Source organism: Microlunatus ginsengisoli, assembly GCF_039537205.1.
GTDB lineage: Bacteria > Actinomycetota > Actinomycetes > Propionibacteriales > Propionibacteriaceae > Microlunatus > Microlunatus ginsengisoli.
This window is the reverse complement of record NZ_BAABAB010000015.1, coordinates 91,365-106,474: the sequence shown is the minus strand read 5'-3', so window position 1 is coordinate 106,474 and position 15,110 is coordinate 91,365. Positions and strand designations below refer to the sequence as shown.

The window sequence follows — 15,110 nt, the reverse complement described above, 5'->3', positions numbered from 1 at the left end:
GGAGCTACGTCTCCCCCACCCGCGGTCGGGGGGACGTGGGTGTGTTGGGGTGGGTCAGCCGAAGCCGATGGCGGCCCGGTCGAAGGTCTGGACGAGGGTGGTCCGAGTGCTGGGTGCATCCGGCAGCAGCGGCAGCCCGGCGACGGTCTCCTCGACCACGATTCGGCCGGCCTCGAGCTCCGTGGCCTGCGGCGGCACGGCCGCCGGGCCCGTCCAGCGCAGCACCAGGTTCGCCAGCCCGAACTCGCCGGTCGCCGGTTCGGCGCTGACCTGCCAGCCGGCGGCGATGCCGGCGTCGCTGCCGATATCGAGACCGGGGTCGAGCGGGTCCGGCATCCGGCGCTCCTGGCGCAGGGTGTAGCCCAGCCCGGCGGCGGTGACGCCGATCGGCGGCTTGGTGCCGCTCACCTTGACCCGGACGCCGTACTTGCCTTCGCGGGCGGCGCTGACCGTCCGACCCGGCGGCAGCTGGGCGAAGTCGGTCAGCACGATCGGCGAGATCCTGGTCTCGTCGGAGACCGACTGCGGCTGGAACCGGACCAGCGCGAGCCGGACGAACGGCCAGTTCTGGTCCGGGACGTCCAGTGCGATGTCGGCGAACCACAACCGGCGGCGCGGGTCGAACTTGACCGCGTGGGAGACGATCCGGGCCCGCTCCCCCGCCGCGACCAGGGCCGTGTCGACCAGCGGCAGCTGCGGCGACTCGCCGGTCACCCGGTTGGGGAACTGCAGCGCGGTCAGCCGCACCGGCGCCTGGTCCGCCTCGCCCTTGGCGATCGGGTCGCCGCCCCAGCGGGAGACGTACTCCTGCATCAGGGTGCTCAGCGCGGGCGGCTGGCCGCCGACGACCGGGGTGTCGGCCGGGATGACGACGCCGAGCCGCTCGTTCTCCCCGGTCTGCTCCCACGGCCGGCGCAGGTACACCCGCAGACCGCGGGTCTTGCGGACCTTGCTGATCGTGCCGAGCGAGCTGGTCGTGGTGTGGGTGAAGATCGGCACGAGCGAGTGCACCTCCGGCGGCAGCGGCCGGCCGCGGTTCGGGATCGACACCTCGACCTCGGCGCCCGCCAGCTGCTGGGAGGTGTCGCCCGCCGGAACCCGCGGGAAGTACTCCGCGAACCGGGTCGCGGCGACACCGCGATAGCGCACCCGCCGGTGCCGGGTGTCGCCGAAGTCGTGCACCAGGTGGACCTCGGCCGGCTCGGTGCCGGCGGCGTCGACCATGGCCGAGCCGACCACCAGCCGGCGCTGCTGCGGCTCGCCGAGCTCGCCGATCCCGGTGTCGATTCGTTCGTCCCAGCTGGCGAGCACGTCGACGGTGCCGGAGCTGGCGCGATGGACGTCGAACCGGGCGGTGCCCTGGACGCCGACGCCGCCGGCGGTCGGGGTCAGGCTGGGCTGGCCGATCATCGTGGGCGGGGCGAGCGGCTTCCTCACCGGGTGGACCACGCTCATCGACTGGCGGGCGGACAGCCCCAGATGACGTCCGGCGATCACGTCCGCGGCGGTGGCCTGGCCGGTGTCCAGTTCGGCCAGCCGGGCCGGGTCGAGCGCGCAGGACAGCTCGAACGTGCCGTCGAAGGCCGGCGGCACGAACACCACGAGATCGGTACGTCCGCCCGCGCTCACCGCGCGAGCCGCCAGCTTGGGCTCGGCCTTGCTGGTCGGCTGCACGACGAGCCGGACCGGTTGGCGGTCGGGCCAGCCGGACGCGCCCGGTTGACCGGAGCCTGAGCTGAAGGGCACGGTCAGCGGCGGCAGCGCACCGAGCCCGGAGATGGTGACCCCGGTGACGATCGGGTCGGGCAGGTACGGGGTCAGCGCCGCGGTGGTGTCGTGCACGACGTACACGCCGTTGGGCAAGGTGTCGCCGCGCGGAATCGGCAGGGTGACCGCGGGGACCACGGCCGGGTCGTTGCTGACCAGGCCGATGCCGCGGGCCGGGGCGGTCTGCCCGCTCGGTGCGACGACTGTCGGGTCGAGGAACGTTCCGGCCTCCCGCCGGGCGAGGGTGAGCAGCCGGGCGCGTTCGGCCGCGGCGCCCGGACCGTCGCCGAACGCGCCGTCGAACAGCCCGTGTGCCTCGCACAGCGCGAAGGACGCGCTCGGCGGGGCGAGGTGCCGCTCTCCCGAGCCGCCTTCGGGGCGCACTACCAGCCTTTCGTTGGACTCGCCGAACGTGTAGCGCCGGCGCGGGACGACGTACGGGCCGGGAGCGGCCTCGTGCCGCAGGTACGGGCCGGCCTCGATCCGCTGCGCGGGGTCGATCGCCGCCGGCTCGATCGAGTTGCCGGCGAGGTCGACGGCCCGCAGCCGGAGCGCGTGGCGGTGTCCGTAACGGAGCTTGGGCAGGGTGCTGCGGGCCGGTCGCAGCTCGATCTGGATGCCGTAGCCGCCCAGCACCGTCGGGTCGATCGAGGTGACCGGACTGGGCGCGCCCGGCTGGGCCGCCACCTTGGGCCCCGGCTTCGGCACCGCCATCGCCCAGCCGTCCCAGGACGCGACCTCCTCGCCGGTACGCAGCGTGGTGACGTCGTGCTCGTCGGTCTGCTGCACCCCGACGATGCCCTCGATCCGTCCCTCGTCCACCCCGGCGAGCTCGCGCTGGCCGATCCGGTAGCTGACCTGCCGGTGCATGACCGAGGCGAACGGCTTGTCGTCCACGGCGACGTCGAGCCGGAAGCCGACGGTGACGTCGTCGGCATACAGCACGGGCGCGCCGTCCACCGTCTCGGCGGCCGAGGACGGGTCGGCCAGCGTCACCGCGCGCTGCTGCTGGGTACGGACCACCGATTCCGGGCGGCCGCGGCGGGCCAGGGTGAGCCCGGTGTCGCGGCGCACGGGCAGCCGGTTCTTGCCGGGCGGCGTCCGGGAGCTGCGCGTGCGGAGCGCGGTCTCGGCCTTCCGGGCCTGGGCGTGCGCCTCCAGCTGCGCGGACAGCCCGGGTACGTCGATGCTGGTGACCAGGTATTCCTTCCGCCGCGCCGGTGAGGCGACGTCGACCATGCCAGCAACCACCTCGGGTGTGTCGCTGCGCTGGGTGGCCATCACCAGCCGCCGCTGGGCCGGGGTGGCGACCACCCGGGACCACGGCTGGCGGACCGGCTTCTCGCCCTGGATCAGCCGGCCCTGACCGTCGGCGACCCGGACCAGCCGCTCGTCGGTGAACGCGTCGATCTCGAGCCGGATCCGCAGGCCGAGGATCTCGGACAGGATCGGGTGGTTGAGCAGCAGCCCGACCACCTGGTGGAAGTCGGCGCGCTCGACCGCTGGCACCTGGTCCAGCGGGGTCACCAGGGCGGCCCGCTCGGCCCGGCTGCGGTTCCGGGTCCGCTGCGGCGTGGCGAGCGAGCGGGCGTACGTCGCGATCGGGTCGGCGATCCGCCGGGTGTCGTCGGCGAGGGCCCGACGTGCCTCGGCCGGGAGCGCCAGCGCCTCGATCGCCCGAGCGGCCGGGTGATCCGCGGCCAGGTCGATGGTCGGGGTGTCTGCCGCCGACGCGAACAGCGTGTCCAGCGCGGACGCGGTGTCGGCGAACGAGCGCGGCTCGGGCGCGATCGGCAGCGCCTTCGGCAGCGGTGCCGGCTTGTCCACCCTGGTCGCGGTGGCGAAGATCGCCTGCCACAGCGCGCCGTCCGGGGCCTTGGTGCGCACCACGGCGGGACGCGGCGCCGGTTCGCCGCGGACCTGGACGTGCAGCGGCCCGAACGCCGCCAGGGTCTGCGGCCAGTCGCGCAGCGGCGACACGCCGAGCTGGGGCCGATTGTCGTCGATCTTCAACGACGCCACGGCGTCGAACAGCAGCCGGCTGGTGCCGCCGACGGCGTACCCCACCGGGAGCAGGGTCCACATCACGGAGTAGGTCATCGCGTTCCCGTTCTTCAGGCGTAGGCGAGGCAGTAGGTGTCCCACGGCAGCTCGCCGACCGCACCCTGGGGCGCCATCAGCTCGGCGAAGGTGGGATCGGCGTTGCCGCCGGCGATCTCCCAGGTGAACGGCACGGTGACGCTCTGGGAGAAGAACAAGACGCTGACCTGGACCACCAGGGTCGCCTCGCCGATCAGCGAGTTGCGGTTCAGGTCGTAGGTCAGCGTGATCATCAGCGTGACCGAGACCGAGATCAGGCCGAGCACGTTGATCTCGCCCCGGACCCGCAGGAAGGCGACGATCTCGGCGAGCTGCGCGGCCCGGTCGTAGCGGAAGCAGACCCCGCCCATCGCCTCCACGCTGCCGGCGGCCACGCCGAGATTGACCGCGATCGCGGCCCCGAACGAGAGCGATCCCTCGATCAGCGCCAGCCCGTCCGAGGCCGCCCCGATCCGCAGGTAGCCGCCACCGCCGAGCAGCGCGACGGTCAGCCGGAACGGGTGGTCGAAGCTGGAGAACTCGACCAGCAGCAGCACCGCGGGCTGGGTGGCGAAGTTCAACTCCAGGCTGGTCGCGAACGTGACATTGGCCAGCGCGAACATTCCGACAGCGACGGTCGGGACCTGGAAGGAAAAGGACGACTTCGCCCCGGTCGGGGTGATCTCCAGCGCCGGCGGGTCGCTCAGCCCGAGGTCGTCGATCAGCTCGGCCAGCACCCCGACGAAGGCCAGCAGGCCACCGAACCGGATCGCGGAGAACTTGACGTCGATCTCCGGCTTCTCGGTGTCCCGGAACGACGCGGAGATCGTCTTGAACGGCACCGTGACCAGCGCCGCCTCGTTCGCGGGCGGGTCGGAGCGGTAGAACACCTTCAGCTCCAGCCCCTTCACCTCCGCGTACGTCGTCTGGTGCGCCTGCTGGGCGTCGGCGTCCGCGGTCAGCGTCTGGGTGACGGTGAGTTTCGGGTTCGTCAGGTCGGCGCGCGGGGCGAGCTCGATGAATCCCTTGCGGAACGGGATCACCGCATGCGTGACGGGGTCGCGCCGGAACAGCGGGACGTCGTACAAGATCGTCTTGGTCAGCACGCCGTCCTGGCCGTCGGTGACGACCTTCTGCGCCTCGTCCAGCGGCAGGTCGGCGTCGAGATCGACGATCTCGTCCAGCGGGACCAGGCCGAGCAGCGTGCCGACGCCCTCGGTCAGCACGCTCAGATCCACCTTGCCGGAGGCCAGCTTGGTCAGACTGTCCTGCACCTTGGCCGGATCGAGCGAGCCGGCGACCGTGCCGTAGCTGGCCGACAGCGCGCCGATCGGAAGCCCGGCGGCGGCCAGCCCGCCCGCGGCGCTCTTGCCGAGCTCGAGCACCGCCTCCTTCCCCTCCTTCTTCACCGCCTGCAGGAACAGCTGGCCCTGGGCGTTGAGGGCGGTGTACGCGGCGTCGCGGTAGGCCTTGGCGTAGCTCAGCGCGACCTCGCCGACGGCGGCGGCCGGGTTGGGTTGGCCCGGCTGCCCGGCCTGGCCGACCAGGTCCCGGACCGGGGCATCGATGCTGGGGATCCGGGCGAGCAGCTCGGTCACCTCGGGCCGGCCGTCGGCGGCGAAGCCGAGCGTGAGGTTGTTGGCGAGCACGGTGGTCGCGGTCTCGGCGAGCGGAAGGCCGCCGCCGGCCCGACCCGGACGTACCCGCCCGTCGGCGTGCGGTGGCAACGGAGCCGGGGGCGGGACGCTGGTCATCGCCAGCGGCTGGCCGGCCAGGTCGATCCCGGTGGCGGCGACCGCGGCGACCCAGGCGTTGGCCAGGCCCGGCGGGATCGGAGCGGTGCCGGCCCGGAAATACATCGGCAGCCGGAGGGTGGTGGGGTTTCCCTGCCGGTCGACCGCGGTGACCTCGAACCGCCAGTCGGATCCGCCGACGGTGAAGCTGGACAGCTCCGGATGCCCTTGCGGGCCCGGTCCCTGGTTGCCGGCGGGCGGGTTGGCGACGGTGATCGAGTCCCACGGCCACGGGTTGCCCCGGGTGACGACTGTCGGCGGGGTGCCCGGCGGGCTGCCGGCCGGCGGCGGCACGGTCTCGCTCCGGGTCTCTGGGAAGGGGACGGTCGGTTCGAGGATGTCCAGGTTGGCGACCGAGCTCAGCGCTGCGGAGCGCCGGCTGCCGGTCTCGAACTTGCGCACCGTCGTGCTGGTCAGCACGCAGAGGTTGCCGAACGGGAGCAGCCGGCCGACCAGCACGTTGTGCTGGAACTGGTCCCGGCCCTGCCGGGTCTCGTGCCGCAGCCGGTCGGGCGGCAGGGTCGGATCCGCCTGCTGCCAGGTGCCGTCCAGGGTGATCCAGCCGCCCAGTCCGGACAGCGCCAGGTCGGTCATCGTCGCCGGGTCGGCCGCGCTGGCCCGGGCCGCGAAGGTGTCCACGTTGGCATCGGTCAGCGTGTTGACCAGCAGCGTGTCGCTGACGGCCAGCGGCGGGTTGGGGTTGCCGGGCAGCTTGCCGAGACCGACCGGGATCGGCGGCTCGCTCGGCGGCTCGGTCGGATCGGTGCTGAGCAGGGCGTACCGGCTGGTCCAGAGCTCGACCGCCCCGCCGTTGCTCACCGGCTCGCTGGCGTGGGACAGCCGCGGCCCGGGTCCTCCCGGGACCTCCACCACCAGCCGCCGGGGGAAGGCGATCCGGGTAACCGGCCCCGGGTTGGCGTTCGCACCCCGTGGATCGGTTCGCACCCCGTCTGCGGGGGGCGAACCGTTCTGCGGGGTGCGAACGGCGGCGGCCCGCTGCGCCCGCTGGCGTGGGGTCGGCGGGGCGGCCCGGTCGAGGCTCGGCGTACCGGCCGCGACGGCGAGCGGATACCGCCCGAGCGCGTCGAGGATGCCGGCGACGCTCAGCTCGATCGGCGGGCTGGCCGGGGCGACGGTGACCACCACGTCGCTGGCCGGCCCGTAGATCGGGACGTCCTGGCGCGCCCGGATCGTGGTCCCGCTGCCGCTCGGCGCGGGGGCCGCGTACTCCAGGATCTGCTGGGCGCCGAACCGGACCCGGAGCTGCCCCGACCCGGTGAGGACGTACCGCCTGCCGTCGGGCGTGTCGATCTGACCCTGCTGGAGGCCGATCACCGAGACGTCGAGGACGACATGGTCCTCGGCGCGGACCAGCCGGATATCCGGAGTGAAGAACACCACGACACCATTGGGCGGCCGATCACCCCGTGCGGGCATCGGCATGAGGTGCCTAGCTTGCCCATCCGCCTACCCACCTTGCCGACCCTCCGGGAGGAAACCGGGCCCCCACGGAACCCCGGCTACCCGCGAAACTGTGCAGAAGCCGCAGTTCCGAAACGCTTCAGAGTGCAGGAACTGCACACTTTCCGCGTACGGGCGGGGCGGTTCCACGTGCGGGCGGGGCGGGTTCGGGCCGGGCGGATCCGGTTAGGTGCCGGGTCAGGGCCAGCTGCGGACGACGGCGGCGGCGGCGCGTCGGGAGTCGACGCCGAGCTTGGCCAGGATGGTCGAGACGTGGTGGTCGACGGTCCGAACCGAGAGCACCAACCGGTCGGCGATCTCGACGTTGGTGAGTCCGTCCGCGAGCAGCCGGGCGATGTCGAGCTGGCGGCCGGTCAGGCCGCCGGGGTTCTCCCGGGTGCTCGACCGGGGGCCGCGCGGCGCGGATACGCCGAGCCCGCGCAGCCGGCGGCGGACCACCACCGATGCCGCCGTGGCGCCGAGGCCGTCGAGCTCGCCGAGCGCGGCCAACGTCGGCTCGGTCTCGCCCGAGTCGGCCAGCTCGAGCGCACGCTCGTACCGGTCGCCGATCGCCGCCCACCCCGCCGCGGCCGCGGACCAGTCCCCCGCCAGTCCGTGCTGCCACGGATCCGCGCTGTCATCGCCAACTGGATCGGTGAACGCGCCCTCGTCGGCCGGCGTCGAGATCCCCGCCCGCGCCGCGTAGCGACGGATCTCGGCCCAGAGCGGAGTCGCGGTAGGCCGGCCGGCGATCTCGGACCAGGTGCGGACGACCTCGGCGGCGGTGTCACGGTCGTCGTTCAACCACGCCCACTCCAGCAGAGCCGCACCGGCCAGTCCGAACCCGATCAGCATCCGCTGCCGGCGTGCCCGCTCCCAGCTCTCCCGCAGCAGCGGCTCGGCGGCCGGATCGCCGCGGCGGGCGAGCAGCCGGGCCAGCGGCGGTACGCCGTAGAGCGCGAGCATGCCCGGGTCCGGATGACGCTCGGTCAGGTCACGCAGTGCAGACTCCGCGGCCGCCCAGTCGCCCCGCCGCATGGTCAGCAGCGCCTGGTGCACCTCCAGGTTGTAGCTGTGCGACCAGAACCCCCGCTCCCGGGTGAACCGCAGCGCCTTGCCGAGCAGCAGGTCGAGGTCGTCGTAGCGCCCGTAGCGATAGAGCAGCTCACCGAGATTGGTGTAGCCGCGCGCCACGAACTCGTGCGCGCCGGACCGGGTCGCCAGCACGATGCTGTGCCGCAGCACGTCCAGCCGGTCGTCGGCGCTGTAGTCCGGCCGGGCCAGGCTGTCGTAGTTGAGGGTCAGCGCGACCAGATCGGTCCGGCCGGCCGACTCGGCCAGCCGGCGTCCCTCGTCGAGCGCCTCGGTCGCGGTCTCGCAGTCGACGTCGAGCGCCATCAGCGCACCGAGCGAGACCTGCGCCGCCGCCAGCGAGTCCGGGTCGTCCGCGAGCTCCACCGCCCCGATCGCCCGGTCCCGGGCCTGGTCGGGCTCGCCCTGCATGAACAGGTGCCGCGACAGCCGGCCCATCGCGCCGGCCTGGGTCTGCCGATCGCCGAGCCGCGCCGCCGCCGCCACAGCCCGGGTGGCGTACTCGACCGCGTCGGCGAACCGGTACGCGTTGTACAGCTCCCAGGCATAGCCGTCCAGCACCTCGACCCGTACGTCCGGGGCGAGCCGGTCCCGGTGCTCCAGTGCCGCGGCATAGAAGACCAACGCCTGCCGGTGCGCACCCGCGGCGGAGCTGGCCGCACCCGCCCGGGGTGCGAACTCGGCGACGCTGTCGGAGTCGCCGGACCGGATCGCGTGGTGCACCAGTCGCGGCAGGTCGGGCTCGGGCCGAGACCGCAACACCTCGGTGACCGCCCGCTGCCAGCGGCGATGCTGCAGCTGGGACAGGCTGGCTTCGGTGGCCCGCCGCGCAAGCTCGTGCCGGAAGGTCAGCCCGTCGGGTCCGACCCGGATCACCCCCGCCTGTTCCGCCTCGGCCAGCGCGTCCAGGTCCGCACCGAGCAGATCGCCGGCCAGGTCGAGGTCGAGCACACCGGGCCAGACCGACATCCGCTCGACCCCCCGCCGGGCCGGCGGCGAGAGCCGGCGGAGCCGGGCCAGCACCGCGTCCGACACCCGCCGCGGCACCGGCGCGTCGGCCGGCGCCGCCAACGTCTCGGTCAGATAGAACGGGTTGCCGCCGGTGATCGCATACAGCTGCTCACCGTCCCATCCGCTGCCGGCGCTCAGCCGCTCCACCGCGGCCTCGCTCAGCGGCTCCAGCGTGAGACGCGTGGTGCCGGCGGTCGGGACTGCGGCAAGGAAACGCTGCACGGGATGGTCGGCGGCCACCTCGTCGTCGCGATAAGTGACGACTATCAGCAGCCGCATCCGGTCGATCCGCCGCGCGAGATAGGCCAGCACGTCGAGGGTCGCGTCGTCGGCCCAGTGCAGGTCCTCGATCGCCAGCACGGTGGGGGTCCGCTCGAACTCGTCGACCAGCGCCGGCAACAGCGGGTCGATCGAGCCGGACGGTGCCGCGGATGCCGGAGCGGGGAGGCGGCGGGTGGCCTCCAGGATCGGACCCAGCGGGTTGGCGGCCACCAGGTCGTCGCACGCCCCACGCAACACGCGTACGTCGCACTCGCCGCTCTCCGGCCGGCCCGCGCTCTCGGCGAGGTCGGCCAGCACCGCGGACAGCAGGGTCGACTTGCCGATCCCGGCCTCGCCGGCGATCAGAACCACGCCGGATCCGCCGTCGCGCAGGTCGGCCAGCGCCGCCGCCAGGGCAGCCCTGGGCGCCGAGCGCTCGAGGAGGGAGGAGGACATCGCAGCGGCTACCTCGCTGCCCGGATCTGGTCGGGGGAGGCTCCAGCCTAATCCGTCCTCGGCTCGCGGGAAGGCCGATCACCGGGCCCCGCGGGTACGTCCGCGACGCGGCAGGCCGGCCGCCGGCTGATGATGCGCGGCAGGTCGGCTGTCACCGGCTGTCTCAGCGCAGGACGGTGGCGGAACGAGCGGTCCACCCGGGAGCGCCGAGCGCAGCACCTCGGGGCTGAAACGCACGGCTCGACGGCCGCCGGAAGGCCGGGCCCGGACCGGTCCGGTGCGGACGGCTCGAGCCGTCGCCATCCGAGCGGCGGGGCGCGGACCCGGCGGCCGACGTGCCGCACGGGTAGGAAGCGAACATGGGTGCGTACGGCATCAGGTGTCGCAATCGCACAGCGCGGGGAGGACGTGCCGGCCCCACCATCGCCCGACGAGGACCTGGCGGATCGACTGCTGGTCCGCGCGGTCCGCGGGGGCACACGGACGGCGCTGCAGCGATCCGTGACGGGGAAACGTCAGGTCGTCGGGGCAAGAGTCGGAGTGATGGGGGACCGGCACGCCATCCAGTACGCCAGCATCGCGCGCCGATCACATCGGAGACGATTACCCAGATTGACGGTCGTGCTACCTAGGTTTGGCTCCGACGCCGCGCAACCTCGCTCCGATCGGCCCTACCAATCCCCGCCCGGAAAGTGTGCGGATACGGCAGTTCTGAACCGCTTCACCCCTGCCAGATCTGGCACTTTCCGAGGGAGCATCCCGCATGCTCACACCCTCGCTCGCTCCGAGGCCTCGCCAGGGCAGGGCCGGAGCTGCACGGGTGGCCCCTCAGCTGTGGTCGGCGGGGAACTCGCGGGGCAGGCCGAAGGCGTCGAAGAGCGACACGTCGAAGAACGCGGCGACGTGCGAGACCTGTCCATCACGGAGACTGACCACCTGGAGCTGAAAGGCGCGGTGCACGCCGTCGAGGTCGCGCATGTACATCCCGAACGCCGGCTGACCGTTGGCCGCGGTCGCCACCAGCCGCATGTCGCCGGCGCGCTGCGCAGGGCAGTTGTTGCGGATGAGCGTGCCGATCGCGGAGGCACCCTCGTACCATCCCGCGTACGGCGGCATCTCCCAGGTCGCGTCGGCGGTGAGCAGCTCCACGATCCGATCGACGTCGTAGTGCTCGAAGGCCGCCACATAGCCGTCGAGCAGCTCGCGGGCATGGTCGTCGACCAGCTGGTCCTCCTCGGGAACCATCGTCTCCACGTGTGCCCGGGCCCGTTGCAGCGCGCTGTTGGCCGCGGCGACCGACACGTCCAGCGCCTCGGCGACCTGGGCGGCCGGCCAGGCCAGCACGTCGCGGAGGATCAGCACGGCCCGCTGCAGCGGGGTCAGGTGCTGCAGCGCCGCGACGAACGCCAGCCGGACGCTCTCCCGGCTGACCACCTGATCGGCCGGGTCGTCGGTCGGCTTGCCCCAGACGACCGCGTCCGGGAGCGGCTCGAGCCAGCCCACCTCGGGGCGGTTGTCGAGCGCACCGTTCGGGTCGGAGGCGGGCTGGCCGAGTCCGGTGGGCATCGGGCGGCGCGAGCGGCCCTCCAGCGCGGTCAGGCAGGTGTTGGTCGCGATCCGATACATCCAGGTCCGCACGGACGAGCGCTGCTCGAAGCCATGGAACGCCCGCCACGCACGCAGATAGGTCTCCTGGACCAGGTCCTCCGCGTCGTGCACCGAGCCCATCATCCGATAGCAGTGGGCCGTCAGCTCCCCCCGAAGCGGCTCGACGAGCTGGGCGAACGTGGCCTCGGTGTCCAGAGCGGTCATAGCGACCAACGTACCGGCGGGCACCGACAGATTTCGAGAGCGAGAATTTGCGCCCGCGCCGACGAGTTCGGCGGAACCGGCCGGTCGGTAGCAGCATGAACCGGATGATCTTCGTCAACCTGCCGGTGGCCGACCTCGCCGTGGCGCGGAGGTTCTACACCGGCCTCGGGTTCGACGTGAACGCGCGGTTCAGCGACGGCAAGGCTGCCTGCATCGTGGTCTCCGAGACCATCTTCGTGATGCTGCTGGTCCGCGAACGGTTCGCCGACTTCGTCACCGGCCCGGTGGCCGACCCAGCCGCGGGAACGTCGGTGATCAACTGCCTGTCCGCCGGCAGCCGCGACGAGGTCGACACGCTGGTCCGGCGGGCCCTCGCCTCCGGCGGGAAGCCCTGGCTGGACACGATGGCCGAAGGTCCGATGTACGGCGGCAGCTTCGCAGATCCCGACGGTCACGTCTGGGAGGTCCTGCACATGGACCAGGCCGGCTGAGCGCGTACGCTCCGCTCGCTTCTCGAAATGTCCGCCCGGGCCGTTCGCCCCCCTCCCGGCCCGGCCCACCTCCCCGCCCGGCTCCGCCTCCCCTGCCCGGCTCCGCCTCCCAAGCCCGGCTCCACCTCCCAAGCCCGGCTCCACCTCCCCTGCCCTGCCCGGCTCCACTTCGCGCACCGGACGGGGACTTCACGCACCGGCGACGGCGAGCGAAGTCGCACTCCGGCGCGCGAAGTCGCACCAAGGCGCGCGATGTGGCGAGTCGCCGGAGCAGACCGCGGCGGCACGGGACCACACGGGCACAGAAACGCTGGCGGCGAGACCGCGATCGCGGCGAGCTCCGCCTGGTCCGGGAATGGCGCCGCCGGTGTCGCAGATCGACCTCGCCCCGCACGGATCGTCCGGAGTAAGCGCTTTCCGCACCTTCCCAGGTCGATTCACGACACCGGGCGTACCTACGGAGCATCCCTCGCCAGCCCTCCGGGTCGATGCGTCCCGGAAATTCAGTAGGCCCACCGGTTGTCGGCCCCGTCACGCCCCACTTCGCGCACCGGACGGCGACTTCGCGGACCCTCCACGACGCGCGAGGTCGCGCTCCGGCGCGCGAAGTGGGAAGGAATGTCGGGTTGGTGCGAATCCCCCTGCGAATCCCCCGAGCGGACCGGCGAGAGAGCGGGCGCTAGGGCGTCCGCAGACCGGTGTGGAAGGCACAGAAGGCGAGCAGGTCGGCCCACTCGGCGGCGACCATCGCGGCGGACTTGCCCGCCCCGTGGCCGGCGGCGGGCTCGATCCGGGCCAGGACCGGCGCCGAGCCCGCTTGGGCGTGCTGCAGCGTCGCGGTGAACTTGTGGCTGTGCAGCGGCACGACCCGGTCGTCGTGGTCGCCGGTCAGCACCAGGGTCGCGGGATACGCCGTGCCGGGCCGGACGTTGTGCAGCGGCGAATACCCGAGCAAGGTCGCGAAGTGGTCCGGGTCGGCCGGATCGCCATAGTCGGAGATCCAGGCGGCGCCGATTGTGAACAGGTGGAAGCGCAGCATGTCCAGCACGCCGACCCCGGGTACTGCCGCCGCGAACAGATCCGGCCGTTGGGTGATCGCCGCGCCGACCAGCAGCCCGCCGTTGCTGCGACCGTGGACGGCCAGTTGGTCCGGGGTCGTCACGCCGGCCGCCACCAGGTCCTCCGCCACCGCCACGAGGTCGTCGAACACGTTCTGCTTCGCACCGAGCCGGCCCTGCTCATACCAGTCGGTGCCGAACTCTCCGCCGCCGCGCAGGTTGGCGATCACCAGCACTCCCCCGGCGGCCAGCCAGCCGGACCACCCCGGCCGATACTCCGCGGCGATCGGGACATTGAAGCCCCCGTATCCCCAGAGCAGGGTCGGCCGTGGCTCCGCCAGGTCCACGCCGGACGGCACGATCAAGAAGTACGGAACCGCCGTCCCGTCCTTGCTCGCCGCGACCCGCCGCTCGGTCCGGACCTCGGGCGGTGCGAACACCGTCGAGCCGTCGCCGGCGGCGCGGACCAGCTCCGGTAACGCGGTCACCTGCCCGCTGCCGCCGTCCACCGCGGACACCTCGGTCGGTGCGGTCACCGACGACATGCCCACGAACGCCACCGGCTCGTCGACACTGCCGTTCAGCCCGACTACCGCACCTCCCGAGACGTCGAGCTCGCCGAGCAGCGACCCGTCCAGGGCATGCCGGTGCAGCACCGGCATCGCGTCCCGCAGCGACAGCGCGAGCAGGGTCTCGCCGGCCGGCACGACGTGTTCCAGAGTGTCCGGACCCTCGGGCACCAGCTCGATCAGCTCCGCCAGGCCCGTCCGTTCGTACGTCCCCAGATCGCAGCTGACGATCCGCCCGCGCGGTGCGTCGAGGTCGGTGCGCAGCACCAGCCGCTCGCCCACCGTCCGGACGAACCCGATGTGCGCCACCGGCGAGTCGATCAGCCGGATCGGTTCGCCCAGCCGGCTCGGACCGGCCTGGTCCAGCACCGGATAGACCCAGAGCCGGTTCCGGCTGTCGGTCCCCTCGACGATGGAGACGATCAGCCAGCGGCGGTCGTGGCTCAGCTCCGGCCACATGATCAGCTCGTCGTTGTCGGGGAACTCCAGCAGCACCCGGTCGTCGGCCTGGGCCTGGCCGAGGCGGTGCAGCCGCAGCTTGGCACCGGCAAGCGCTGCGGCCTGGGTGCCGTCGGCCGGGCCGTCGTGGGCGAAGTCGACGTAAACGTACGATCGGCTGTCCGGCAACCAGGTCGGCTCGCTGAACTTGGTCTGAATGGGTGCGTCGTCGATCTCCGCACCGGTTGCGAGATCAAGCAGCACGAAGGTCTGCCAGTCGCTGCCGCCCTCGGACCGCCCGTAGCAGGCCCGCGCCCCGTCCGGGCTGACGCCGAAGCTGCCGACCGAGTCGGTGCCGCCCGCGCTGAAGCCGTTCGGGTCGATCAGCACCCGGCCGCCGGCCAGCAGCTCGTCCAGGCTGTCGGCGACGTACCAGACGTCCTGGTCCTGCCGCCCGTCGTTGCGGGTGACGAACCAGCGTCCGGCCCGGACGAACGGCACGCCGGTCCGCGGCCGCCGGACGATCGCCGCCATCGTCGCGGTGAACCAGGCTCGCTGCGGCAGCCCGGCGAGGTAGCCCTCGGTCAGGGCGTTCTGCGCCGCGACCCAGGCCGCGGTCTCGGCCGAGTCCGGGTCCTCCAACCAGCGATAGGGGTCGGCGATCGGCGTGCCGTGGAGGGTGTCCACGACGTCGTCGCGCCTGGTCTGCGGATAGCCGAGCTGATGCCGAACGGTCACGCGGACCGACGCTACCCGCGCCCCGGAGAGTCGCGGCCGAGCCCACCGGCAGAAGAATTCACCAAGCGTTGAATTCTTCGCCGG

Annotated in this window: 6 protein-coding genes; 1 reads left to right on the top strand and 5 read right to left on the bottom strand. The window is 72.8% G+C overall.

Features of this window, described 5'->3' with window-relative positions:
* Positions 1–54 precede the first annotated feature (54 nt).
* The 4 genes from ABD747_RS11050 to ABD747_RS11035 all read right to left on the bottom strand — a co-directional run bounded on the left by ABD747_RS11050 (position 55) and on the right by ABD747_RS11035 (position 11,732).
* A complete protein-coding gene (locus ABD747_RS11050) occupies positions 55–3,867 on the bottom strand; it encodes a hypothetical protein (RefSeq protein ID WP_344804377.1) in 3,813 nt (1,270 codons plus the stop codon).
* Between the two features lie 14 nt (positions 3,868–3,881).
* A complete protein-coding gene (locus ABD747_RS11045; protein WP_344804375.1) occupies positions 3,882–7,040 on the bottom strand; it encodes a hypothetical protein in 3,159 nt (1,052 codons plus the stop codon).
* A gap of 258 nt (positions 7,041–7,298) precedes the next feature.
* Entirely contained in the window at positions 7,299–9,920 is a 2,622-nt protein-coding gene (locus tag ABD747_RS11040; protein WP_344804373.1) for an ATP-binding protein, read from the bottom strand.
* A gap of 828 nt (positions 9,921–10,748) precedes the next feature.
* Positions 10,749–11,732, bottom strand: a complete 984-nt coding sequence (locus ABD747_RS11035; protein ID WP_344804371.1) for a sigma-70 family RNA polymerase sigma factor — start codon at positions 11,730–11,732, stop codon at positions 10,749–10,751.
* Positions 11,733–11,836: 104 nt separating this feature from the next.
* Here ABD747_RS11035 and ABD747_RS11030 point away from each other — a divergent pair, with 104 nt between their 5' ends.
* A complete protein-coding gene (locus tag ABD747_RS11030) occupies positions 11,837–12,223 on the top strand; it encodes a VOC family protein (protein ID WP_344804369.1) in 387 nt (128 codons plus the stop codon).
* 679 nt (positions 12,224–12,902) lie between these two features.
* Here the strand turns inward: ABD747_RS11030 and ABD747_RS11025 are convergent.
* The gene (locus ABD747_RS11025) at positions 12,903–15,026 is read right to left on the bottom strand and encodes a prolyl oligopeptidase family serine peptidase (RefSeq protein WP_344804367.1); all 2,124 of its coding nucleotides are present in this window, start codon (positions 15,024–15,026) and stop codon (positions 12,903–12,905) included.
* Positions 15,027–15,110 lie beyond the last annotated feature (84 nt).